The sequence below is a fragment of the Bordetella genomosp. 5 genome (assembly GCF_002261475.1).
GTDB lineage: Bacteria > Pseudomonadota > Gammaproteobacteria > Burkholderiales > Burkholderiaceae_B > Bordetella.
The window spans coordinates 66,524-89,463 of record NZ_NEVN01000002.1; the positions used below are offsets into that span (position 1 = coordinate 66,524).

At 68.1% G+C, this 22,940-nt stretch carries 19 protein-coding genes and 2 pseudogenes; 14 read left to right on the plus strand and 7 right to left on the minus strand.

What is annotated here, in order from left to right; genetic code table 11:
* The first annotated feature begins 76 nt into the window (after positions 1-76).
* From CEK29_RS03845 to CEK29_RS03865, 5 genes are all read left to right on the plus strand, one after another.
* Entirely contained in the window at positions 77-478 is a 402-nt protein-coding gene (locus CEK29_RS03845) for a hypothetical protein (RefSeq protein ID WP_094803736.1), read from the plus strand.
* 140 nt (positions 479-618) lie between these two features.
* On the plus strand, positions 619-1,863 hold the full coding sequence (locus CEK29_RS03850; RefSeq protein WP_094857378.1) for a Zn-dependent hydrolase: 1,245 nt from the start codon (positions 619-621) through the stop codon (positions 1,861-1,863).
* Positions 1,864-1,922: 59 nt separating this feature from the next.
* The gene (locus CEK29_RS03855; protein WP_217903859.1) at positions 1,923-2,873 is read left to right on the plus strand and encodes a LysR family transcriptional regulator; all 951 of its coding nucleotides are present in this window, start codon (positions 1,923-1,925) and stop codon (positions 2,871-2,873) included.
* A gap of 355 nt (positions 2,874-3,228) precedes the next feature.
* Entirely contained in the window at positions 3,229-3,699 is a 471-nt protein-coding gene (locus CEK29_RS03860; RefSeq protein WP_094803730.1) for a tripartite tricarboxylate transporter TctB family protein, read from the plus strand.
* A 3-nt stretch (positions 3,700-3,702) separates the two neighbouring features.
* On the plus strand, positions 3,703-5,232 hold the full coding sequence (locus CEK29_RS03865; protein ID WP_094803728.1) for a tripartite tricarboxylate transporter permease: 1,530 nt from the start codon (positions 3,703-3,705) through the stop codon (positions 5,230-5,232).
* Positions 5,233-5,361: 129 nt separating this feature from the next.
* Here CEK29_RS03865 and CEK29_RS23780 read toward each other — a convergent pair whose 3' ends face one another.
* A complete protein-coding gene (locus CEK29_RS23780) occupies positions 5,362-5,514 on the minus strand; it encodes a hypothetical protein (RefSeq protein ID WP_176456831.1) in 153 nt (50 codons plus the stop codon).
* Between the two features lie 329 nt (positions 5,515-5,843).
* On the opposite strand from CEK29_RS23780, the gene CEK29_RS03870 reads away from it, so the two are divergent.
* Positions 5,844-6,542, plus strand: coding sequence for a LysE family translocator (locus tag CEK29_RS03870; RefSeq protein ID WP_094857380.1), 699 nt, complete (start codon positions 5,844-5,846; stop codon positions 6,540-6,542).
* Positions 6,543-6,721: 179 nt separating this feature from the next.
* Entirely contained in the window at positions 6,722-7,909 is a 1,188-nt protein-coding gene (locus tag CEK29_RS03875; RefSeq protein WP_255176067.1) for a Fic family protein, read from the plus strand.
* A 170-nt stretch (positions 7,910-8,079) separates the two neighbouring features.
* Here CEK29_RS03875 and hutG read toward each other — a convergent pair whose 3' ends face one another.
* Both hutG and CEK29_RS03885 read right to left on the minus strand, forming a co-directional pair.
* Positions 8,080-8,874 carry an N-formylglutamate deformylase gene (hutG, locus tag CEK29_RS03880; RefSeq protein ID WP_094803724.1) on the minus strand — a complete coding sequence of 265 codons (795 nt, stop codon included), beginning with the start codon at positions 8,872-8,874 and terminating at the stop codon, positions 8,080-8,082.
* 198 nt (positions 8,875-9,072) lie between these two features.
* Entirely contained in the window at positions 9,073-11,073 is a 2,001-nt protein-coding gene (locus CEK29_RS03885) for a BCCT family transporter (protein ID WP_094857381.1), read from the minus strand.
* A 226-nt stretch (positions 11,074-11,299) separates the two neighbouring features.
* On the opposite strand from CEK29_RS03885, the gene CEK29_RS03890 reads away from it, so the two are divergent.
* A complete protein-coding gene (locus CEK29_RS03890; protein WP_094803720.1) occupies positions 11,300-11,605 on the plus strand; it encodes a putative signal transducing protein in 306 nt (101 codons plus the stop codon).
* Between the two features lie 155 nt (positions 11,606-11,760).
* On the opposite strand, the gene CEK29_RS03895 is transcribed toward CEK29_RS03890, so the two are convergent.
* A complete protein-coding gene (locus CEK29_RS03895) occupies positions 11,761-12,915 on the minus strand; it encodes a metallophosphoesterase (protein WP_094857382.1) in 1,155 nt (384 codons plus the stop codon).
* A gap of 318 nt (positions 12,916-13,233) precedes the next feature.
* Between CEK29_RS03895 and CEK29_RS03900 the strand changes: the two genes are divergently transcribed.
* The 4 genes and pseudogenes from CEK29_RS03900 to CEK29_RS03915 form a co-directional block, all read left to right on the plus strand.
* The gene (locus CEK29_RS03900) at positions 13,234-13,566 is read left to right on the plus strand and encodes a YciI family protein (protein WP_094857383.1); all 333 of its coding nucleotides are present in this window, start codon (positions 13,234-13,236) and stop codon (positions 13,564-13,566) included.
* Between the two features lie 150 nt (positions 13,567-13,716).
* Positions 13,717-14,076: pseudogene (locus CEK29_RS03905) on the plus strand (YciI family protein); the annotation flags it as partial.
* Between the two features lie 270 nt (positions 14,077-14,346).
* Positions 14,347-14,757 carry a VOC family protein gene (locus CEK29_RS03910; RefSeq protein WP_094857385.1) on the plus strand — a complete coding sequence of 137 codons (411 nt, stop codon included), beginning with the start codon at positions 14,347-14,349 and terminating at the stop codon, positions 14,755-14,757.
* A gap of 2 nt (positions 14,758-14,759) precedes the next feature.
* A pseudogene (locus tag CEK29_RS03915) lies at positions 14,760-16,016 on the plus strand (RNA polymerase sigma factor); the annotation flags it as partial.
* A 208-nt stretch (positions 16,017-16,224) separates the two neighbouring features.
* Here the strand turns inward: CEK29_RS03915 and CEK29_RS03920 are convergent.
* The 3 genes from CEK29_RS03920 to CEK29_RS03930 form a co-directional block, all read right to left on the minus strand.
* Entirely contained in the window at positions 16,225-17,460 is a 1,236-nt protein-coding gene (locus tag CEK29_RS03920) for a D-alanyl-D-alanine carboxypeptidase family protein (RefSeq protein ID WP_094857387.1), read from the minus strand.
* A 129-nt stretch (positions 17,461-17,589) separates the two neighbouring features.
* Positions 17,590-19,170 carry a phospholipase D family protein gene (locus CEK29_RS03925; protein WP_094857388.1) on the minus strand — a complete coding sequence of 527 codons (1,581 nt, stop codon included), beginning with the start codon at positions 19,168-19,170 and terminating at the stop codon, positions 17,590-17,592.
* A gap of 41 nt (positions 19,171-19,211) precedes the next feature.
* Complete coding sequence (locus CEK29_RS03930; protein ID WP_094857389.1) at positions 19,212-20,225, minus strand: hypothetical protein; 1,014 nt, start codon at positions 20,223-20,225, stop codon at positions 19,212-19,214.
* A gap of 185 nt (positions 20,226-20,410) precedes the next feature.
* Between CEK29_RS03930 and CEK29_RS03935 the strand changes: the two genes are divergently transcribed.
* The gene (locus CEK29_RS03935) at positions 20,411-20,887 is read left to right on the plus strand and encodes a MarR family winged helix-turn-helix transcriptional regulator (protein WP_094803702.1); all 477 of its coding nucleotides are present in this window, start codon (positions 20,411-20,413) and stop codon (positions 20,885-20,887) included.
* Entirely contained in the window at positions 20,884-22,929 is a 2,046-nt protein-coding gene (locus CEK29_RS03940) for an FUSC family protein (RefSeq protein WP_094857390.1), read from the plus strand. The genes CEK29_RS03935 and CEK29_RS03940 overlap by 4 nt, the downstream gene beginning before the upstream one ends.
* The last annotated feature ends 11 nt before the right edge of the window (positions 22,930-22,940 follow it).

Here is a 22,940-nt window from a genome sequence, read left to right on the forward strand (position 1 = left end):
TGGATAAATGTGGGCCCACCCCTACACTTTGTGTTTTGGACGGCGCGTCCGTCCTCGCCTTCTTTGCATGCCGACCATGGATCTGCCGTTTCCGATACGCCAGGAGTGTCCGCCCGGCGCCTGTGATTGCGAGCGCGAGCGGCTGCTGGCCGAGCCCGGCGCCGACCTGCGCATCCTGCGGCTCACGCGCGACGAAGAAAAGCGGCTGATCCAGCGCATCGAGGCCGCCGATTCGCTCAGCGAGCTGCGCCGTCTGGGCGGCAAGATGGAAGCGCTGCTCGGCCTGGTGGTGCGCTTCGCGCCCGGGCCCAACGAAGTGCGCACGGTGCGCGGCATCGTGATCGACGTCGAGGCCTGTCCGGGCCTGTGCCGCAAGACCCGCCAGACCATCCCGGCGGCGATCCGCCGCTGCCTCGATGCGCGCCCCGAAATCGTCTACGAACTGCTCAACGAACACGATCTGCTGCGCGACGCCTGAGGCGCGCATGTGCTGCCGGTATGGCCTATGTGAAATATAGGCATGGCCTATTGGTGAATGGCACGTCCCACCCCTAGAATGCCCTGCACAGGCCGGGCATCTGTCCCGGCACGACAACCAGGAATACAAGGGGTTTTGCCATGACGCTGTCCGCCACCACGCGCATCAACATGCCGCGCTATCTCGAAACGCTCGACACCTCGTCGGGCATCGGCGTGGGGCGCGAAAACGGCCTGGCCCGCCTGGCCCTCACCGACGCCGACCGCGACATGCGCGATCAGTTCGTGCAATGGTGCCGCGATGCCGGCCTGACCGTGCGGGTGGACGCCGTGGGCAACATCTTCGGCCGCCGCGAAGGCCGCGAGGACCTGCCGCCCGTGATGATCGGCAGCCACCTCGACACCCAGGCCAACGGCGGACGCTTCGACGGCATCGTGGGCGTGCTGGGCGCGCTCGAAGTGGTGCGCACGCTCAACGATCTGGGCATCACCACGCGCCGCCCGATCGAGATCGTCGACTGGACCAACGAAGAGGGCAGCCGTTTCTCGCCGCCGATGATGGCCTCGGGCTGCTTCGTGGGCGCCTACGAGCTCGACTGGGCCTACGCGCGCCGCTCCGACGATGGCCCGACCTTCGGCGAAGAGCTCGAGCGCATCGGCTACAAGGGCGACACCCCGGTCGGTCAGTGCGACGTCGACGCCTATTTCGAACTGCACATCGAGCAGGGCGATCTGCTGGGCAAGGCCAACAAGCAGGTCGGCGTGGTCACGCATGGCTATAGCTCGCACGGCGTGCTGGTCGAGTTTCGCGGCGAGACCGCGCATGCCGGCCCCTGGCCGATGGCCAAGCGCCGCAACGCCCTGGTGGCCGCCGCGCGCATGCTGACCGAGGTGGACGACATCGGCTGGGAGTTCGTCGGTACGGGCGGCAAGGCCACGGCCTCGCGTCTCGTCGCCTGGCCCAACAAGGCGGGCATTCTGTCCGACTGGGCGGAGGCCATCGGCGACGTGCGCCACGAAAGCCCCGAGGCGGCCGAGGCGATGCGCGACAAGATGCTGCGCGGCGTGGCGCAGGCGGCCGCCAAGACGGGCTGCGACTATCGCATCCTCGACCAGTGGCAGTGGGGCGGCTACATCTTCGACGACGCCATGGTGGGCATCGTGCGCGACAAGGTGCAGGCGCTGGGTTACAGCACCGCGGATCTGCCCAGCCAGGCCGGCCACGACGCGTATTTCATGGCGCAGAAATTCCCCACCGCCATGATCTTCACGCCCTGCCGCGATGGCATCACGCACAACAACAACGAACTGGCGACGGCCGAGGACATCGAACCGGGTCTGAACGTGCTGCTGCACGCCGTGGTCGAGCGCGCGGACCGGGCTTGAGCGGCACGCGCGGTGGTCTAATGGCGGGCAGGCGCGGCCAGTCTGGCGGCGCCGCTTCTTTGCCCGCCACCATGGATCCCACGCTCAATTCACTCGACTGGAACCTGCTGCGCACGTTCTTCGTGATCGTGGAGGCGCGCAGCCTCACGCAGGCCGCGCACGAGCTGGGCATCCGGCAGCCCTCGGTCACGCAGGCACTCAAGCGGCTCGAAGAGAGCCTGGGCTGCACGCTCATCGTGCGCGGCAGCCGGCGCTTCGAGCTCACGCGCCACGGCGAAATTCTCTATCGCGAGTGCGAGGTCATGATGCGCAGCGCGGCGCGCATCGGCGAGAAGCTCGCCGGCGCGCAGGGCGACATCACCGGCCTCTTGAAGCTGATGTTCATCACGGCGGTTCAGTACGAGCCGCTGGACCAGGCGCTCGCCCGCTTTCGTCAGCGCCACCCGTCGGTCAACATCGAGATCGAGATCGTCAGCAGTCCGCAGGCGATCCGCGCTGTGTCGCAGCGCATCGCGCCGCTGGCGCTCTGCCTGCTGGCGCAACCGATCGCGGGGCTGCGCTGCCGCTTCCTCATGCGCGAGGAGTTTGGCATCTATTGCGGTCCGACCCATCCGTGGTTCGGCCGCGACGACATCACCCTGGAACAGCTGCGCCAGGAGCCGCTGGTCGCATTCTCCGCGAGCAAGAAGGGCGGCGTCATGGAGCCGCTGCTCGCCCTGGGCGACGGCGCGGGCCTGGCGCGCCGCATCACCGGCAGCAGCACCGACATCGGTGCGGTGCTGCGCATGATCGTCGCCGGCGTCGGCATCGGCGTGCTGCCGTGCGCGGCCGCCGCGGCCGACGAGCAGGCCGGGCGCCTGTGGCGCTTCTCGCCGGCGGAACTGGCGCTGGGCGCCGACCTCTATCTCATCACGCATCCGGCACTCGTGCCGGAGCCCGCCGAAGCGCGCTTTCTCGAGATTTTCGACGACTGCATCGCCGCCGCGGCGGGCGACCCCCACAGCGGCTGAGCGCGCCGATCAGCATGCGCTGCGCACAGCGCGCGGCGCGTAAAAAGAGCCTCTCAGAAAGTGTGCTACGCGCGCACGCCGTCGTGCGCGTGTCCGCACGCGCAGTCGCGCGCGCGCCTGTGCGCTATACCGATGGTTGTGCATGCAACCAAATTGAAAGCTTTGTATTTCGGTGCGCGTGAGGACTCAGGGATTTCCCCATTTTTCGGCCTTTTTTGTTTCTGTACGCCGTTTTTCTGCATCAGTGAAAGGCGATCGCAAGTTTGAGTTCTTAGACTGCCGCTTCAGTCGAAAGTCAGCTTCGCTTAAGACCTGCGTCAGATAGAAGCATCGCCAAAACAAGGAGATTCGGGGTATGCAGCCGGAAAAGGACGTCGTAAGACGCGAGTGGTGGGCCGGAGGGGCCATGGTCGTGCTGGGAGTGGCCGCGCTGGCCCAGGCAATGACCTACGAACTGGGTTCGCTGGCGCGCATGGGGCCGGGGCTGTTCCCCGCCATCCTCGGCGTGGTGCTGATCCTGCTGGGCGCGCTGATCGCCAAGCTGGCGACGTCGCCGTTGAACGCCGATGACGATCACGAGCCCGAGTCGGCGCCCGACTGGCGCGGCTGGGGTTGCATCGTGGGCGGCCTGCTCGCCTTCATCCTGGTGGGCAAGTACGGTGGCCTCGTGCCCGCCACGCTTGTCCTGGTATTCGTGTCCGCCCTGGGCGATCGTCAGCAGACGCTCAAAGGCGCTGCGATTCTGTCGGTCGCCGTCACCCTGATCGGCGTGGTCGTGTTCTCTTGGGGCTTGCAGCTGCAATTCCCGCTGTTCCGTTGGGGTTGAAGCATGGAAATCCTCAATAACCTGATGCATGGTTTCTCGGTCGCGTTCGCGCTCGAGAACCTGATGTGGGCCGCCTTCGGCGTGTTCATGGGCAACCTGATCGGCGTGCTGCCCGGCATGGGCGTGCTGGCCGCGATCTCGATCCTGCTGCCCCTCACCTACACGATGACCCCCACCGCCGCGCTGGTGATGCTCTCGGGCATCTACTACGGCTCGCAGTATGGCGGCGGCATCACCTCGATCATGCTGAACCTGCCGGGCACCGCCTCGCACGCCGTGGCGTGTCTGGACGGCAATCCGCTGGCACGCAATGGCAAGGCGGGCTCGGCCCTGTTCATGCTGATGTTCTCGTCGTTCTGCGGCGCGTCGGTCGGCATCCTGGCCATGATCCTGTTCTCGCCCATGCTGGTGGAAGTCGCCTTCCGCTTCGGCCCGGCCGAGTATTTCTCGATGATGGTGCTGGGCCTGCTGGCCGGTGCCACGCTGGCCAAGGGTTCCGCCGTCAAGGGCGTGGCCATGGTGGTGGTGGGTCTGCTGCTGGGCGTGGTTGGTACGGACGTCAACACCGGCACGATGCGCTTTCACTTCGGTATCCTCGAGCTTTCGGACGGCCTGCAGATCGTGGCGCTGGCGATGGGTCTGTTCGGTGTGGCCGACTTCCTGCGCAACATCAACAAGGTGGGTGGCGACAGCCGCGTGACCGGCACCAAGATCAGCATGAAGTCGATGCGGCCCGAGGCTGGCGACATCAAGCAATCGCGTGGCGCGCTGGTGCGCGGCACGGGTATCGGCGCGGCGTTCGGCATCCTGCCGGGCACGGGTCCGACGATCGCGTCGTTCATCTCCTACGCCGTCGAAAAGAAGGTCGCGAAAGAGCCGCGTCGCTTCGGCCGTGGCGCCATCGAAGGCATCGCCGGCCCCGAGGCCGCCACGAGCGCCTCGACGCAGACGAGCTTCATCCCCACGATGAGCCTGGGTATCCCGGGTGACCCCGTGATGGCCCTGATGCTGGGCGCGCTGATCATTCACGGCATTCAACCCGGTCCGCAGATGATGCTCGAGCATGCCGACATGTTCTGGGGCTTGATCGCGAGCTTCTGGGTCGGCAACGTCCTGCTCCTGCTGCTCAACCTCCCGCTCATCGGTATGTGGGTGCGCATGCTGACCGTGCCGTTCCGTGTCCTGTACCCGGCCGCGCTGTTCTTTGTCTGCGTCGGCGTCTACAGCACGAACAACAACTTGTTCGACGTGGGCATGGTGACCTTGTTCGGCGTGGCGGGCTACCTGCTCATGCGTTTGAAGTTCGAACCCGCGCCGCTGTTGCTGGGCTTCGTGCTCGGCCCCATGGTCGAAGAGAACTTCCGTCGTGCACTGCTGCTGTCGCGTGGTGAGATGTCGGTGTTCGTGACGCGGCCGATCAGCCTGGGCTTCATCCTGGCCTGCGTGGCGCTGATCGCGCTGCTGGTGGTGAGCGCGATGCGTCAACGCGCCAAGCGCGCCGAGATGCCTCAGCCGGCTTCGCACACGAGCTGATCCGCATCCGCTCCAACAAAAAGGCCGCGCCTCGCGAGAGGTGCGGCCTTTTTGTCTGGCTGCTGCGCGCTGCGCGAGACGCTCGGGGTCTTGCCGGCGGTATGACCGTGCGCAGTGCCCAACCCGGGCTCAGCCCGCGGCGCTGCGGTATTCGGCCGCGTCGAAGCGGACCTCGGGCGCGCGCTCGGCCGCCTCGCGGGACGCGTCGGCATCCGCCGGCGGCGCCGATACGCCAAGCAGGGACAACTCGGCGCGGACAAGACCTTCGATGAAACTGGACATGGATTTCCTCCTTGGGATGCGGGATCCCGAATCAATATTGCGTGAGCCGCCGGGCCCGGGGCGCGCGGTGGCAATGAACGTCCATGGTCCGCCCGGCGCGCCCGGGCCGTCCATTCGTTTGTCTCAATGGCGGCGATAGGCGAAAAACCCCTGTCGCGGACAGGGTCTGCGCTGGGCGCGCATGTCGCGTCCCGCAGCCGCGCACCGTGCCTCCGATCCGGGCCGTCATCGCCCGCAGCGGCATCGTCCTGGTGCCGCTGGCCCCGCCGTGCAGCACGCGGCGTCCTGTTCTAGACTGGCATCCCTCGATTCCGCATTGATGGCATCACATGGATTGGAATACCTGGCTGCTCTACGCGCTGGCGGTGTCCGGGCTGTCGCTCACCCCGGGGCCCAACAGCCTGCTCGTCATCGCGCACGGCGCGCTGCACGGGCGCGGCCCGACCCGCTGGACCATCGCGGGCGGAGCGGTGGGCTTCACCGGGCTGATCGCGCTGGCCATGGCCGGCATCGGCGCGCTGCTGCAGACCTCGCCGGGCGCGCTGACCGCGCTCAAGTTCGCGGGCGGCGCCTATCTGGTGTGGCTGGGCGTGCAGCTGTGGCGCGCGCCGCCGTTGGCGCTGGGGGCCGCGGTGCCGGCGCCCGACGCATCGGCGCCCGACGCATCGGCGCCAAGACCTTCCGATCCCGCCGCCTTGCGGGAGGGCCAGCCGGCCGCCCGGGCCAACGCGCCGAGTTCTCGCGCGCTGCTGTTCCGCCAGGGCCTGTTCGCGGCCGTCTCCAATCCCAAGGTGCTGCTGTTCTACGGCGCCTTCCTGCCGCAATTCATCTCGCCCGCGCGCAGCCTGTGGCTGCAGTTCGCCGTGATGGCGCTGACCTTCGTCGTGGCCGAGTGCGCCGTGGAATACGGCCTGGCGAGCCTGTCGCATCGCATCCGCCCCTGGCTGGAGCGCTCCGGCCGGCGCTTCAATCAAGTGTGCGGCGTGCTGTTCGCCGTGATTGGCGCCGCGTTGCCGTTCGCGCATTGAGGGCGTGTGCCAACAGGCGATCCTTCTGTTGTGCGTGCGAGGCAAATGCGTCGCCCCTCCCTAGCTTTGCAACCGGCATGCGATCCGGTCCGGTTTCTTCGTTTTTTTCGAAGAAGTTAATGATTTAAAAGAGAAAAGTCGAGCTCTCTATCCGGCATAGGTTCCGGTAGACTTCAGTCATGGACACGACGACCATGGGGCCGATGGTCCCCGATGAGACATGCCGGCTGCTTGACGATGACACTTTGCTACTTGTGGCAGAGGCTAATCGGCTGGCGAGCCGCCTGCATCCGATCTTACGAGACTCGATCGGTGATCTCGTACGCTCGATGAACTGCTATTACTCTAACTTGATAGAAGGGCACGACACGCATCCGCGCGACATCGACAGGGCCCTCGCCAACGATTTTTCCAATGAACCGAAAAAGCGGGACCTCCAGAAGGAAGCGGTCGCGCATATCCACGTTCAACGGCTGATTGATACGGGACAGGATCCCGACGCGTGGCCGGCGTCCGCGGCTTATGCTTCTTGGTTGCATGAAAAGTTTTGCTCGCGGCTACCGCCGGAGATGTTGTTCGTCGCCGATGACAGAACCGGGGCGCGTCTCGAGATTGTTCCCGGCCAATGGCGCAAGCGAGACGTCCAGGTCGGGCGGCACATTCCTCCTGCTGCCGCGGATATTCCACGTTTCATGTCGTACTTTGATAAAGCCTATGCATCGCCGCCGCTAAGCAGGTTCCGGCAAGTTCAAACTGTCGGTGCGGTTCATCATCGTTTCCTATGGATCCATCCATTCCTTGACGGTAATGGCAGGGTCGCGCGGCTGATGTCACACGCGTTGTTTAAGCGGCTGGGGGTTGGGACCAGTCTCTGGTCGGTGGCGAGGGGATTGGCGCGTGACGAGGAACGATACAAAGCGTTGCTTGCTCAGGCGGATCGACCTCGCCAAGGCGATCTAGATGGGCGGGGCAACCTGACTCAGCGCGGACTGATCGATTTCTGCGAATTCTTTCTTGATCGTTCTATTGATCAAATCCGATTCATGAGTGGTTTGCTCGAACCGGCGACGTTGCTTGCACGTATGGAAATCCATGTGGAGGAAGAGGTGCGAGCGAAGCGGCTGCTCCGTGGCAGCTTTTCCGTGCTGCGCGAAGCCGTTATGAGTGGCGAGGTCGAGCGCTCGAAGATTCCAGCGCTTACCGGCTACGAAGAACGCGGTGCGCGTAATGTCACTGCGAGGCTGGTTGATCGGGGCATGCTGTCTGCGGTCAGCCACCGTGCGCCACTGCGGTTGGCATTTTCCGCAGAAGTGGTGGAACGCTGGTTTCCAAACCTTTATCCCACCGGCGCGGGATCACGAAAATAATGGGGAAACCGGTCGAGCTCAGCGCCGGTTTTCGTCCATGTCATCTCATTTAACGGCGAGGGTGAAGCCCACGCTGCGATTAGCGAAGGCGCCACCGAAGGTCCGCCATGAGCCTGATCGCATGCGCCGCAGACCGCGTGTTAGCAATGTTGAGATTTTCGGCGCGGCTGTCAGCCTAGCGCGTCGAGCGCTGCCTTCACCATGCGGCCCACCAGGGGCTGCACGCGGCTTGCCAGGTCTTCGCGATAGCCGAAGGGATACGTTTCGTCCATGTAGGTGGACTGGCACATCTCGAGCTGGATCGCATGCACGCCCTGTTCGGGCGCGCCGTAGTGGCGCGTGATGTAGCCGCCCTTGAAACGGCCGTTGACCGCCCAGGTGTAATCGGCGTTGGCTTCGAGCTCGCGCTGCACGGCCTGCTGCGCGGCGAGCGCGCAGGTCTTGCCGTCGGACGTGCCGATGTTCAGGTCGGGCAGCTTGCCGTCGAACAGGCGCGGCAGCACGCTGGCGATGGAGTGCGCTTCCCAGAGCAGCACGCGGCCATGCTCGGCCTTGATGCGGGCGATCTCGCGCGTGAGCTGGTCGTGGTAGGGCTGCCAGTAAGTGGCGAGCCGTTCGGCCTGCGCGGCCGCGTCCGGCGCGGCGCCGTCGAGATACAGCGGTTCGCCGCGAAACGAGGCCGCCGGGCACAGGCCCGTCTTGGTCTGGCCCGGGTAGAGCGACTCGTCGTCGGGCGGGCGATTGAGGTCGATGACGTAACGCGAGTAGCGCGCGCCCAGCACCGAGGCGCCGAGCGCGTCGGCGAAGGCGTACAGACGGTCGAGATGCCAGTCGGTGTCGGCCACCGTGTGGGCGATGGGCGTCATGCTTGCGCGCAGGTCCGCCGGAATCTCCTGGCCCAGATGCGGGATCGAGATGAGCAGCGGCGCGCTGCCGCGCTTGAAATGGAAAGGCGTATCGGTCATGGTGCAACGGCCGCGCACCCGTGAGGGCGCGCGTTTTCAAGGCAGGTTCGGAGAGGGAATTGTAGCGAGGTGCGGCCGGCTAGGTGGGGCCGCCTAGGTGCGGCCGGCTAGGTGGGGCCGCCCAGGTGCGGCCGGCCAGGTGGGGCCGCCGACGCGTGGGTCGCGGCCGGCGGACCGGCCGGCGACCCGCGCGCCCGATCAGGAGGATCCGCCCGGCGAGCTTGCGCGGGAGGAACCGTAGGTGAGCGACAGATAGTGGCGATGACGCTCATACTGGTCGAGGATGTCGCCGATCACCTCGTCGCGGCTCCAGCCCATGATGTCGTAGTCCTGGCCGCCTTCGCCCAGATGCACCTCGGCGCGGAAGTAACGCCGGTCTTCTTCGTCGCGCGCTTCTTCCGGCGTGAGGCTGGGCCGGACTTCGGCCATCGGATACACCGTGTAGGAGAAGTCCAGATGCTCGCCGTGGCCCACGCGGAAGGTCAGCTGGCCCTCCGCGCCGTCTTCGAGCGCGGTCACATAGCCCTCGCGGGCCAGCGCGGCCGCCACGTCGTCCATCGCAGGACGCACCACGTCGCTGATGTAGCGCTGCACGTGCGCGCGCTTGGGCATCATGATCATGTTGCGCAGACGGCGCTGCCAGGGCTCGGCGCTGGCGCCGGCCGGCGGGCGGCTGACGGTGCGGTAGCGCAGGCCGCGCTTGGTGGTGTCATGATTGAGCGCGCGGAACAAGCCCCACAGCGATATCAGGATCACGACCGAGAATGGCAGCGCGCTCGCGACGGTGGCTGTCTGAAGCGCCTTCAGCCCGTCTGCCAGCAGCAGCGCGATCGCGACCAGGCCCATCAGGATCGACCAGAACACCCGTTGCCATACCGGTGCGTCGTCGGCGCCGCCGGAGGCCAGCATGTCCACCACCAGCGCCCCGGTGTCGGCCGAGGTGACGAAGAACACCAGCACCATCAGCACCGCGAAGCCCGACATCACGCGCGCCCACGGGAACTGCTCGAGGAACACGAAGAGCGCGAGCGTGGAGTCGTTCTTCACGGCCTCGCCCAGCTCCGTCGCCCCGTTGAAGAGGATGTGATAGATGGCCGTGTCGCCGAAGATCGTCATCCACAGCAGCGTGAAGCCGGTAGGGATGAGCAGCATGCCGCCCACGAACTGGCGAATCGTGCGGCCGCGCGAGATGCGCGCGATGAACACGCCGACGAACGGCGACCACGCGATCCACCAGCCCCAGTAGAACAGCGTCCAGCCGCCGATCCAGTCGGTGGGGTTGTAGGCATACAGATTGAACGTGCGCGACACCAGACCCGACAGGTACACGCCGATGTTCTCGACGAAGGTCTGCAACAGGAAGATGGTGGGGCCCACCACCGCCACGAAGGTCAGCAGCAGCACGGCCAGCAACATGTTGCCTTCCGACAGATAGCGGATGCCCTTGTCGAGACCGCTCGCGGCCGACAGGGTGGCGAGGCCGCAGGCCAGCACGATCAGGCCGATCTGCACCAGGATGCTGTTGGGCACGTCGAACAGATAGTTGAGCCCGGCATTCATCTGCGCCACGCCCAGACCGAGCGACGTGGCCACCCCGAGCACCGTGCCGATCACGGCGAAGATGTCGACCGCATGGCCGATCGGGCCATGGATGCGATCGCCCAGCAAAGGATAAAAGGCCGAGCGCAGCGTGAGCGGCAGCCCATGGCGATAACCGAAGTAGGCGAGCACCAGCGCCACGCTGGCGTAGATCGCCCAGCCATGCAGGCCCCAATGGAAGAAGGTGATGGACAGCGCATCGCGCGCGGCCTCGGGCGTGCCGCCCGCGCCGAAGGGCGGATCCAGGAAGTGCATGACCGGCTCGGCCACGCCGAAGAACATCAGGCCGATGCCCATGCCGGCCGCGAACAGCATCGAGTACCAGGTGAGGTCGCGGTAATCGGGCTCGCTGTGGTCGGGACCGAGCTTGATGTCGCCGAAGCGGCTGAACGTGACGTACAGCATGCACAGCAGCACGATCGCCACCGCCAGCATGTAGAACCAGCTGGCGTTCGTGAAAATCCAGTCCTGCATGGCGCCGAACAGGCTCTGGGCCGCGCCGGGAGCGGTCGCGGCGAAGATGACCAGCGCCACGATGAAGGCGCCGGAGGTGTAGAACACCGGTTTGTTGACCTGCATTCGGAACTTGCTTTTATTCATTGTTTCTCCAGCCGGTGCACGCGCCCGGGGCGGGGCGGGCCCACTATTAATACCTGAGTGTGCCGCAGCCCGCAAACATCGGGGGGGTGTTTCAGGGCCGTGCCGTGCGGGTTCGGGCGCCTGCCGGGGCCGCGTGCACGCAGGCGAGGCAGTCGCGGCGGCCGGGGCTTGCCAGCACGGCGCGGGCAGGCCAACATCGCGGTGTCGATGCCGGGAAGGAGCCCTCATGATCAAGCTTGCGCGCGCGCCCAGCCTGCTGCTGGCGCAGCATTGGGTCAACCTGCTCGAACAGGCCCGCATCCCCTGCGAGCTGCACAACCAGTATCTGCAGGGCGCGCTGGGCGACATCCCGGTCGATCAATGCGGCCCGGAGGTGTGGATCGAGCGCGAACGCGACCTGCCCGAGGCGCAGGCGCTGATCCAGGGCGGTGCGCCGCCCGGCAGCCAGCCGTGGCACTGCACCGAATGCGGCGAGCCCCTCGAGGCGCAGTTCACCTTGTGCTGGCAGTGCGGCAGCCCGCGGCCAGGCTGATCTTCACGGATGGTTACGCGCCGCGGCAGCCCGAAGTCGGCAGCCCGAAGCCCGCAGCCCGCAGCCCGAGGTCTGAAGCTCCGCGCCCGAAGTCCGGGGTCCGCAGCCCGAGCTCAGCAGCTCCAAGCCAGCTCAGCCGGCGCAGCCCCTGCCGCTCAGGCGCGGCGCAGGCGCAACCGCGTGATCTCGGACGGCGCGCCCAGGCGCTTGGGCGGTCCCCAGTAGCCCGTGCCGCGGCTGATATACAGCCACATGCGCCCATGACGATGCAGGCCGGCCACATACGGCTGTTGCAGCCGAACGAAGAACCGCCAGGGCAGGAACTGCCCGCCATGCGTATGGCCGGATAGTTGCAGGTCGTAACCGGCCGGCTCGGCCGCGGCCGCGCTGCGTGGCTGGTGCGCGAGCAGGATGCGCAGGCTGCCCGCGGGCGCGTCCGCGACGGCCCGCACCGGGTTGCTGCGCTGATGCGGATCGAAGGCGCCCGCGCTGTAGTCGGTGACGCCTGCCAGCGCGATGCCGGCCTCGCCGGTGCGCAGCATCACGTGTTCGTTCTGCAGCACGTTCAGGCCGATGCGGCGGAACTCGGTCACCCACTGCGCGGCGCCCGAATAGTATTCGTGGTTGCCGGTCACCAGGAACACGCCCTGACGTGCCCGCAAGCGGCCGAGCGGGGCGGTGTGTTCGCGCAGTTGCGCCACGTTGCCATCGACCACGTCGCCGGTGATCGCGATCAGGTCGGGCGCGAGCGCATTGCTGGCTTCGACGATGGCGTCGACGTAGCCGCGCTTGATCGTGGGTCCGACATGAATGTCGCTCAGTTGCACGATGGTGTAGCCCTCGAGGGCGGGCGGCAGGTCGGCGATCGGAATATCGACGTCCACGACCGGTGCGCGCCGGCGTGCGTTCCAGAAGCCGACGGCGCTCGCCAGCAGCGCGAACGCCGGCACCGCGATGGCACTCGCCGCGCGCAGCGGCGCCCAGGGGAGGGTGAGGCCCCCCAGCGAGGCGAGCCAGAGCACCAGCAGCACCGCGTCGCGCAGCACCGTGAGCACGAAGAGCGACGAGAAGAATCCCATGGCCGTGAGCCCGGCCCATGCCAGGCGGTCGCCCCAGGGCTGGCGCCCGGAGGAGCGGCTCAGCATGCCGAGCGGGATGAGCACGCAGCTCGCCACGAGCAGCAGCGCTGCCGCCAGACCGCCCGCCAGCGGCAGGCCCGCGTCGGGAATCAGCCGCAGGCCGACATAGACATGGGCCAGCACGCCGAGCGTGATGAAACGGATGAAAAAGGACGACTGTCGCAGAGCCAAGGCGAATCTCTCTTGAGGGGCGTCCCGCGATGATACGGTGCCCCCACGCTGCGCGGTGCTTCGCCCGCTTGCTGCCCCCCGAGGGGGCGCGCCCACCTCGGGGCGGCCCAGCGGCGGGCGGGTGCCCCCACGCTGCGCGGTGCTTCGCCCGCTTGCTGCCCCCCGAGGGGGCCGCCCACCTCGGGGCGGCCCAGCGGCGGGCGGGTGCCCCCACGCTGCGCGGTGCTTCGCACGCTTGCTGCCCCCACACTTCACACACTTCGCTCCTATACTGGCGCGATTCGTGGTCCTGTGTCGGACGCGCTGCCAGGAGTTGCCATGTCGTATGCCTTGCTGATCGTCGAACCCGTGGGGCAGCGTGCCACGCGCTCCGCTGCCGAGGGGCAGGCCCTCTACGACAGCATGCTGGCGTTTGCCGCCGGCTTGCGCGAGCGCGGGATTCTGCGCGAAGCGCAGTCGCTGCTGGCCCAGGACCAGGCCGTGCGCGTGCAGGTGCGCGAGGGCCAGTCGGCCGAGCTCAAGGAAATGGTGGGTGGCTTTTTCCTGATCGACTGCGAGACCGACGTCGAGGCGCTCGAGATCGCCCGGGCCTGTCCCGCCGCTCAGTGGTGCACGGTCGAAGTGCGCAAGCTCGGTCCCTGCTTCATGTAAGGAAGAGGCGCCGCCGGCAGTGCGGGCAGGCGCGTTTTTCTAGGTGTTTTCCCTGGTTGGTGCGAATTCCTGTCGATCCGGGGCGTGCTGTGCCGTCGTGTCGATACAGGCCGGTGCGCATGCGCCACCGGCGAACCCAGGAGAGATGCGATGCGTTTCATGATCATCATCAGGGCCAACGCGCTGAGCGAGTCCGGCGCCATGCCCGAGCCCGAGCTCATGGCGGCGATGGGGGCGTTTCACGAAGAGCTCGCCCGCGCCGGCGTGCTGCTCGACGCCATGGGCCTGCAACCCAGCAGCAAGGGCTGGCGGGTGCGACACGAGGCGGGGCAGGTCAGCGTGACCGATGGCCCCTTTGCCGAAACCAAGGAGTTGATCGCGGGCTTCACCCTGATCCAGGTGCGTGACCGCGACGAGGCGCTGGCCTGGGCGCGGCGCTATCCCGCGCCCTTTGGCGCGGACCGCGAGGGCGAGATCGAGGTGCGCCAGGTCTACGAGATGACGGACTTTCCACCGCCCGCGGGCCAGGAGCCGGGCACGGTGGCCGCAGCGGACACGGCAGACACAGCGAACACAGCGAACACAACGAACACAGCGAACGCGGCGGATACAGCGAACACAGCGAACGCGGCGGATACCGCGGACACCGCCGACACAGCCACAGCGGCCGCAGCCCGCGCCCCGACCCGCGCCCCGGCGTAACGCATCTTTCCCGCGCCCGGGTGCGTGCGCGTCCGGGCAACGCAGCGGGCCGCTCGCCGCGGCCACTCAGGAGTCATCATGCACAAACAACTCTTCGTCAATCTTCCGGTCGCCGACCTGCCGCGCTCGCAGGCATTTTTCACCGCGCTCGGCCTGTCGTTCAATCCGCAGTTCACCAACGAGCAGGCCGCCTGCCTCGTGATCGGCGAAAACCTCTACGCCATGTTGCTGGTGCCCGACTACTTCCAGAGCTTCTCGGGCCGGCCGGTGGCCGACGCCCGCGCGGCCACCGAAGTAATGGTTGCGGTGTCGTGCGAGAGCCGTGACGAGGTCGACGAGATCGTCCGGCGTGCGCTGGCGGCGGGCGGCACCGCGCCGCGCCAGCCGCAGGATTACGGCTTCATGTACTCGCACAGCTTCGACGATCCCGACGGTCATATCTGGGAGTTCTTCCATATGGACCCCAACGCGGTCGCGCCGGCGGCGTAACGATGGCCGGGCATGATGCCGTTCGCCGCGAGATCGAGGCCGTCTGGCGCATCGAGTCGGCCAAGGTGGTGGCGTATGCCGCCCGCCATCTGCGCGACCTGGCGCTGGCCGAAGAGGCCGCGCAGGACGCGCTGGTGGCGGCGCTGGAGCACTGGCCGGCGCGCGGCGTGCCGGCCAACCCCGGAGCCTGGCTCATGACCGCCGCTCGCCATCGTGCGCTCGACATGCTGCGCCAGGCGGCCACGCAGGCGCGTGGCGGCGAGGCCCTGGCCCGCGAGATCGAAGTGATGCAGGCCCATGTCGAACCCGATGTGGCGGACGCCGTGGACGCGCGCCGCGCCGACGATATCGGCGACGATCTGCTGCGGCTCATCTTCACGGCCTGCCATCCGGTGTTGCCGTCCGATGCCCGCGTGGCCCTCACGCTGCGCCTGCTTGGCGGCCTGTCGACGGCGGAGATCGCGCGCGCCTTTCTACAGTCCGAGAGCACCGTGGCGCAGCGCATCGTGCGCGCCAAGCGCAGCCTCAGCCAGGCGGGGGTGCCCTTCGAGGTGCCGCGTGCGCGCGAGCGGGCCGAGCGCCTGGACGCGGTGCTGGAGGTGATCTACCTGATCTTCAACGAGGGTCATGCGGCCACGGCCGGCGACGACTGGACGCGCCCCGATCTCTGCCAGGAAGCCTTGCGGCTTGCCCGCGTGCTCGCGGGGCTCATGCCCGACGAAGGCGAGGCGCACGGCCTGGCTGCGCTGCTGGAGCTGCAGGCGTCGCGCCTGCCCGCGCGGATCGACGCGCAGGGCCAGCCGGTGCTGTTGCTGGCGCAGGACCGCGGCCGCTGGGACCGCCTGCTGATCCGGCGCGGGCTGGCGGCGCTGGTGCGCGCGCAGGCGTGCGGCGCGCTCGGACCCTACGGACTGCAAGCCGCGCTGGCGGCCTGTCATGCCCGCGCGGCCCGGGCCGAGGACACCGATTGGCGCGCGATCGTCGCGCTCTACGACGCCCTGTACGCGCGGATGCCCACGCCGGTCGTGGCGTTGAACCGGGCCGTCGCGCTCGGCATGGATCAGGGGCCCGCGGCCGCGCTGCCGCTGGTCGAGGCCTTGCAGGCCGAGCCGACGCTGGCGCGCTATCCCTGGCTCTGGAGCGCGCGCGCCGATCTGCTCGAACGCCTGGGCCGATACGCGGAGGCCGAGACCGCCTTTCTGCAGGCGGCCGCGCTGACACGCAACACGCGCGAAGCCGCGTTGCTGACGGCGCGTGCACGGGCAGCGCGGCTTGCCGCCACGCCGGCGAGCGCCGTATCGACGGCCGCCGCACCGACGGCCGCCGTATCGACGGCCGCCGCAACCGTGGCCGCCGCAACCGCGTCCCGCCGCTCACCGCGGCCCAAATGAAACCGGCCGTGCATGCCGTCCGGTGGAACGACACGCACGGCCGCGAAGCGCGTACGGGGCAGGAGGCGCGCGGCGATCAGCTCGCGTCGTCGCGCCACCAGAGCCGCACGCTGTCCCACGCGCGGCCCACGAAGCCGGCCTCGGGCACGGGCTGCTGCGCCACCATCGGCACCTGCAGCGCGGGCTTGCCGTCGACCGAGATCTGCACCACGCCCACTTGCTGTTGCGCCGTGATCGGCGCGATCAGGGGCTGTGCCGGTTGCATCGCGCGCTCGACCCGCGCGCCCGCCGGCGTCGTGAGGTAGACGTCGCGCGCGTAGCCGACCGGCACGGCCTCGGCCTGGCCCTTCCAGACCTGCTGTTCGCCCGCGCTTTCGCCCGCCTGATAAAGCCGCACGGTGCGAAACGCGCCGTAGCCCCATTCGAGCAGCGTGCGCGCCTCTTGCGTACGCACCTTGTCTGAGGCCGTGCCGATCACCACGGCGATCAGTCGCCGCTGCAGCCCGCCCTCGTTGCGCGAGGCGGAGCCGATGAGGCAATAGCCGGCCGACTCGGTGTGGCCGGTCTTCATGCCGTCGACGCTGGGGTCCTGCCACAACAGCCGATTGCGGTTGGTCTGGCGGATCTTGTTGTACGTGAATTCGCGCGTGGTGTCGTAGCGCCTTGCCGTCTGGCCGAAGTCGCGCGACATGCGCGCGGCCAGCGTGCCGAGATCGGCGGCGGTGGAGTAGGTGAGCGCGTCGGGCAGACCGCTCGGGCTGTTGAAATGCGTGTCGGCCAGCCCGAGCGCCTGAGCCTGCGTGTTCATGCGCGCCACGAAGGCCTCCACGGAGCCGCTCACGGTCTCGGCCAGCGCCACCGCGGCGTCGTTACCCGACTGCACCATGAGCCCGTAGAGCAGGGCGTCCACGGTCACCTGATTGCCGGGCTCCAGGAACATGCGCGAGCTGCCGGGCGCCACTTTCCAGGCGCGCGTCGAGATGGTGACCTGTTGCTGCAGCGTGATTTCCTTGGCGGCGAGCGCCTGGAACACCACGTACGCCGTCATGATCTTGGTGAGCGACGCCGGTTCGATGCGCGTGCGTGCGTTCTGTCCGCCCAGCACCTGGCCGCTCGTGGCGTCGAGCACCAGCCAGGCGCGCGCGGTCAGCGCGGGCGCCGTCACGGCATGCGACTGCGCGGCGGAAGCGGGCGCGGCGAGCGCGAGGGGAGAGGCGGCGGGCGCGGTGCTGGCGTGCGCGGCCGGCAGGCTGCACACGAGTGTCAGGCAGGCCGTCAGGGCCATGCGAGACGCGGGGGAGGGCTTGAACATCGGGAACGACTTTCCTGTCTTGATTCGGGCGGCAATCGGGCGCGCCCGCGCGCCGGAAGTCCGGCGGGGCGGCGCCGCAACCTTAGCACGACGTTCGCCGGACGCCGGCACGCAGGCGCCGCGCGGATCTCAGAGCAGGTGTTCGATGGGCAGCAGCGACACGAACCACACGGACACGCGCTGCCACCAGCGCGTGCCCGGCTCGGTGTCGTGCCGGATCGTGCGGCCGTCGCGTTGTTCGAGCCAGTAAAGACGGTCTTTGTCGTCCAGGCAGACGCGGTAGGCGGTGCGCGGAATCCCGTCCAGGAAGACGTCGTCGATGCGGCGGGCCAGCACGGGGCTGTCGATCACGAAGCCGAGCTCGGTGTTGAGATTGGCCGAGCGCGGATCGAAGTTGAACGACCCCACGAACACGCGCTCGTTGTCCACCGAGAATGTCTTGGCATGCAGGCTCGACCCCGAACTGCCCGATCCGCTGAAGCCGCCGGACCCCTTGCTGCGCTCGGGCGTGTCGGCGGCGGCGCGCATTTCCCAGAGCTCGATGCCACCGCGCAGCAGATCCTTGCGCCGCTTCGCATAGCCCGAGTGCACGACGGCCACGTCGGTGGCTTCGAGCGCATTGGTCAGTACCCGAACCTCCACGCCGCGTTGCGCCATCTCGACCAGCGCCCGCGTGCCGGTCTCGGTGGGCACGAAGTAGGGCGAGACCAGATCCAGCACCTTGTCGGGGGTGCCGACGATGCGTTCGAGTTGATGCGTGAGCGCGGCTTCCGGCGGGGCCTGGTCGAGCACCTTGGCCGGGTCATCGCTCACCATGCGCGTGGGCGCCCATTCGAGCGACAGCTGGCTGTCCATCAGCTGCCGCATGAAGTTGGAGTCGCGCAGCGCATGCGCATAGGCCGCGGCGCGCGGGTCGGCCTCGATCACGCCGGCCTGGCTGGCCAGCTGGTCGAGCGCGTTCGCCGGGGCCGGGCGCAGCAGCCGATCGACGGGATAAGCCGAGTCGCTGTTCCAGTACAGGTCGAAATCCCTGGACACCTCGGGCACGACCGGGCCCACGGCGAGCACATCGAGATCGGCGAACAGCACGTCGTCGGTGGCACCGAAGTATTCATCGCCGATATTGCGCCCGCCGATGATGGTGGCCTGATTGTCGGCGGTGAACGACTTGTTGTGCATGCGCCGGTTCAGGCGCTTGAAATCAGTGATGAACCCGATGAACTTGGGCCGCCGCAGCACGAAGGGATTGAACAGCCGCACCTCGATATTCGGATGGGCGTCGAGTGCGGCCAGCACCGTGTCCAGGCCGGCGGTGCCGTTGTCGTCGAGCAGCAGGCGCACCCGCACGCCGCGATCGGCGGCCACGTGCAGGGCCTCGAGCAGCATGGTGCCCGTCATGTCGCTGCGCCAGATGTAGTACTGCACATCCAGCGTCCGGCGCGCGGCGTTCGCCAGCAGCATGCGCGCCGCAAAGGCATCCTGCGCGTCGGCCAGGGCATGGATGCCGGATTTCCCGGGATGCTGTTGCGCCATCGGCGTGAGGACGCGGCCCAGCGGCGTGTCGCGGGCCTCGTTGATGTCGAGTGCGTGGGACACGCTGCGGTTCTCCAGGGAAGGCAGGGTGCAGCCCGCGAGCAGGCTCACGCACAGGGCGAGAGAGGCGGTGAGCCGTGTGGCGGACCGTCGAAGCAGTTGGGGCACCCATGTCATGACCCTATTGTGCCCGATGGCCGCGCGCACCGCGGCGGGGCTCAGGGCTGCGGCCAGGCCTGGGCCGACGCCAGCCGCTGCAGCGCGGCGGCGCGCTGCGCCTGGCTGGCCTCGCCCAGTTTGCCGAGCTGCTCGCGCCAATCGAGATACAGCGTCTGCGCAAATTCATCCTGAAACCGCAGCGCCTGCCGATCGTCGAGGCGCCAGCGATCCTGGCTGCGATCGACGAGCGCCGCCACGGCCTGGGCCATCTCGAAGTAGCGTGCATCGGCCTGCCAGCTGGCCTGGATCGCGTCGCGCTGGTAGGCCGCCTGGGCCGTCAGCGTATCGCGCAGCCGGGCGCGTTCGGCGCGCGGCAGGCGCAACGCCTCGGGCATGGCGATGCCGTCTTCGAGCTCGCGCAGGCCCCGGTCGCGGTGCCGCAGGGCGAGCGCGCTCGCGGCGCGCAATTGGCGATTGGCATGCGCGGCCCCACCCGGCGCGGCCAGGCGCACCGCGCTGAGGCTCTCTTCCAGATCGAGTTCGTCGAGCTCGCGGGCATAGTCGCGATGCCGCTCGACCGCGCGGCCGATCACCGTTTTGACGAGGCGCTCGTATTCGCCATACATGCCGGTCGCCTGCGGCTGCGTCTCGATCTCTGGCAATTGCTGCCAGTCGGTCGTGTGCGCGGCCGTTTCCAGGCGCAGCTGACTCAGCTTGAGCGCTTCGCCGTAGATCTCCCGCTGGCGCCGTCCGTCCACGCCCGCGACCAGGTCGTACAGGCAGACACACAGCAGGAGCAGACAGGCCGCCAGCGCGATCCGGTATTGCGCGCGCGGCGCGCGCAGACGTTGCCAGGCGAAGGCGGCGATCAGCACCACGAGCACGATGAAGGCCTGGCTGCACACCGCCACGAAGGCTTGCAGCGGGCTGCGACTGCGGAACATCGCCTCGGCGGCGGCCACCACCACCAGGCCCAGCGCCACCGCGTGGGTGGCCTGGCGCATGAGGGGGCCGGGATCGGCCCAGCGATCCATCGGGGCGGCACGGAAGAAAGACAACAAGCGCTTGTACAACCGCGACTCCGGCCCAGGCAATGTTATGGCTAACGACTAAATGTAATAACAAGATACACGAGTGGATGGTCGCAATCCAGCGAATAACGGTGACAGCGCCCAAACTCCGTCTCACGGCGCATATTGCTGTCATGCTAATATTTAGCATTCTAAATAAATGGCCGCGGATGTCTGGCGGCGTTTCCATGACCCGCTCTCGTCCTCCCGCTTCGATCGGCCGCCTTCTCGTGGTGGGCGGCCGCCAATGGCGCAAACGCATCGATCAGGCGCTGCAGGCCCAGGGGCTGTCGCAGGCGACCGCCTGGCCGCTGCTGGTATTGCGCACTCACGGCGAGCCGCTGCGACAGGGCGTGCTGGCTGAAGAAATCGGCATCGAAGGCGCCTCGCTGGTGCGGGTGATCGACGCGCTCGAGGCCGCCGGTCTGATCGAACGCCTGCCCGACCCGCACGACCGGCGCGCGCGTTGCGTCGGCCTGAGCGCGGCAGGCGCGGGCAAGGCCGAGGAAATCGCGCGCATCGTCGATCGCGTGCGTGAAGAGGTGGTGGCGGGTCTGCCCGAGGCCGATCTGGCGGTGGCCGAACGCGTGCTGCGTGCCCTGCACGAACGCCTGGATCAGCTCAATCAATCCACGCCGGCGCCCTCGCCGGAGCCCCGCTCGTGATCCGCCAGGCTTTCACCTACCGTCCGAGCGTGGCCGATGCGATCTTCTCGGTGAAGAATTTCATCGCCGCCATGCTGGCGCTGTACCTGTCGCTGCAGCTCGATTTCCAGCGGCCGGGCTGGGCCATGGCCACGGCCTACATCATCGCGCACCCGCTGTCGGGCGCGCTCACCTCCAAGGCCATTTATCGCGTGGTCGGCACCGTGTTCGGCGCGGCGGTGGCCGTGCTGCTCGTGCCCCTGCTCGTCAACGCGCCGGTGCTGCTGTCGGCCACGCTCGCCCTCTGGGTGGGGCTGTGCCTGTACATCTCGATGCTGGATCGCCTGCCGCGCAGTTATATCTTCATGCTGGCCGGGTACACGGCGGCCATCGTGGGGTTCTCGAGCGTGTCGGAGCCCCTGGCCGTGTTCGATACGGCGCTGGCGCGCTGCGAAGAAATCACGCTCGGCATCCTGTGCGCGACGCTGGTGAGCCATCTCATTCTGCCGCGCCACGTGGGCGGCCTGATTTCACAGCGCATCGACGCCTGGCTGCGCGACTCGGCCACGCTGCTGGAAGACAGCCTGCGCGGCCCGGAAGGCGTGCGGCGCCTGCCCAAGGATCTGCATCGTCTGGCCGCGGGCGTGGCCGAGCTGCGCACGCTGGCCGTGCATCTGGCTTACGAAAAGCCGCAACTGCGCGGCGGCGAGGCCCTGCTGCGCGAGTTGCACGATCGCATGGCGCTGATGCTGCCGATCATCGGCGCGATCGCCGACCGCGTGAATGCCTTGCGCAGGCTCGAAGGCGACCCCGCCGACATGCGCGCCCTGCAAGAGGCGCTCGGGCGCTGGTTGCACCCGGCCTCGGCCGAGGAGGGCGAGGCGGCGCTGCTGGCGCTGCAGGCCCAAATCGAAGCCCTGCGCGCGCACGGCGGCCCGGCGCTGCCGGCCGCATCCGCCTGGCCGGCCATCCTGCGCGCGAGCCTCGCGCTCAGGCTCGACCGGTTGATCGCCTTGCGAACCGACGCGCACGACCTGTGGCGGCACCTGCGGCGCGGACGGCGGCCGCGCCAGCCCCTGCGGCGTTCGCGGCCCGCCGGCGAATTGCGCGACCATGGCGTGGCCCTGCGCTGCGGGGCCGCCGCCACGCTGTCGGTGGGCGTGTGCGCGCTGCTCTGGATCGGCCTGGGCTGGCCGTCGGGCGTGATGGCCGTGCAGATGGCCTCCGTCGGATCGTGCATCCTCTCGTTCATGGACGACCCCGTGCCGGCGCTCAAGGCGTTTCTGCAATGCACGGTGCTGTCTGCCATCGTGGTGGCCGTCTATCTCTTCGGTATCCTGCCCGCACTCACGCACTTCCCGATGCTGGTGCTGGCGCTGGCCGTGTTTCTGATCCCGATCGGGATGATGCAGGCGTCCATGGCGCACTTCGGCATCGCGCTGCCCATGATCGCCAACAGCATCCTGCTGCTCAATCTGCACAATGTGCAGAACGAGGCCTTCGACGTGTATGTAAACGGCGCCATCGCGTCGGTGATCGGTTTCGTGGTGCCCACGCTCGTGATCGGTTTCGTGCGCGCCATGAATCCGGACACCAGCGTGCGGCGCCTGATGGCGGGCGGCTGGGCCGAGATCGCCGACATCGCGCGTGGCCGCCGCCAGGTGTCGCGCGATCAGCTCGCGCGGCGCATGTACGACCGCGTCGCGATGATGGCGCCGAGAGCGGGCGCCGCCGCGCCCGCCGTTCGCGCCAAGGCCCTGCGCGCCAGTTTCGAGTTCGGTGCTGCCGTGAACCTTGCCGAGCTGCAACGACTGCGCGCGCAACTGCCGCTCGAAGGCAGGGCGCTGCTGGACGATCTGCTGGGTGCGCTGGCACGCCTCTTCGAGGCCCGGCGCCGGCGCCGCGAGACGGGCGAGGCCGCCGAGCATGCGTTGCGCCGCCTGGATGCCGCGCTCACGCGCGTGCGGCAGGATCCGCCGGCCGGCCATCGCCTGGAACTGCTCGCCGCGCTTTCCGGCCTGCGGCTCGCCTTCTTCGGCAACGCCCAGCCGTATCGCGGATAGCGGCTCGCGAA

Bases quoted from the DNA above. Each gene is read 5' to 3' on its own strand.
- CEK29_RS03845 (WP_094803736.1), top strand. From the start codon at position 77: ATGGATCTGCCGTTTCCGATACGCCAGGAGTGTCCGCCCGGCGCCTGT.
- CEK29_RS03850 (WP_094857378.1), top strand. From the start codon at position 619: ATGACGCTGTCCGCCACCACGCGCATCAACATGCCGCGCTATCTCGAA.
- CEK29_RS03860 (WP_094803730.1), top strand. From the start codon at position 3,229: ATGCAGCCGGAAAAGGACGTCGTAAGACGCGAGTGGTGGGCCGGAGGG.
- CEK29_RS03865 (WP_094803728.1), top strand. From the start codon at position 3,703: ATGGAAATCCTCAATAACCTGATGCATGGTTTCTCGGTCGCGTTCGCG.
- CEK29_RS23780 (WP_176456831.1), bottom strand. From the start codon at position 5,514: ATGTCCAGTTTCATCGAAGGTCTTGTCCGCGCCGAGTTGTCCCTGCTT.
- CEK29_RS03870 (WP_094857380.1), top strand. From the start codon at position 5,844: ATGGATTGGAATACCTGGCTGCTCTACGCGCTGGCGGTGTCCGGGCTG.
- CEK29_RS03875 (WP_255176067.1), top strand. From the start codon at position 6,722: ATGGACACGACGACCATGGGGCCGATGGTCCCCGATGAGACATGCCGG.
- hutG (WP_094803724.1), bottom strand. From the start codon at position 8,874: ATGACCGATACGCCTTTCCATTTCAAGCGCGGCAGCGCGCCGCTGCTC.
- CEK29_RS03885 (WP_094857381.1), bottom strand. From the start codon at position 11,073: ATGAATAAAAGCAAGTTCCGAATGCAGGTCAACAAACCGGTGTTCTAC.
- CEK29_RS03890 (WP_094803720.1), top strand. From the start codon at position 11,300: ATGATCAAGCTTGCGCGCGCGCCCAGCCTGCTGCTGGCGCAGCATTGG.
- CEK29_RS03900 (WP_094857383.1), top strand. From the start codon at position 13,234: ATGTCGTATGCCTTGCTGATCGTCGAACCCGTGGGGCAGCGTGCCACG.
- CEK29_RS03910 (WP_094857385.1), top strand. From the start codon at position 14,347: ATGCACAAACAACTCTTCGTCAATCTTCCGGTCGCCGACCTGCCGCGC.
- CEK29_RS03920 (WP_094857387.1), bottom strand. From the start codon at position 17,460: ATGTTCAAGCCCTCCCCCGCGTCTCGCATGGCCCTGACGGCCTGCCTG.
- CEK29_RS03925 (WP_094857388.1), bottom strand. From the start codon at position 19,170: ATGACATGGGTGCCCCAACTGCTTCGACGGTCCGCCACACGGCTCACC.
- CEK29_RS03935 (WP_094803702.1), top strand. From the start codon at position 20,411: ATGACCCGCTCTCGTCCTCCCGCTTCGATCGGCCGCCTTCTCGTGGTG.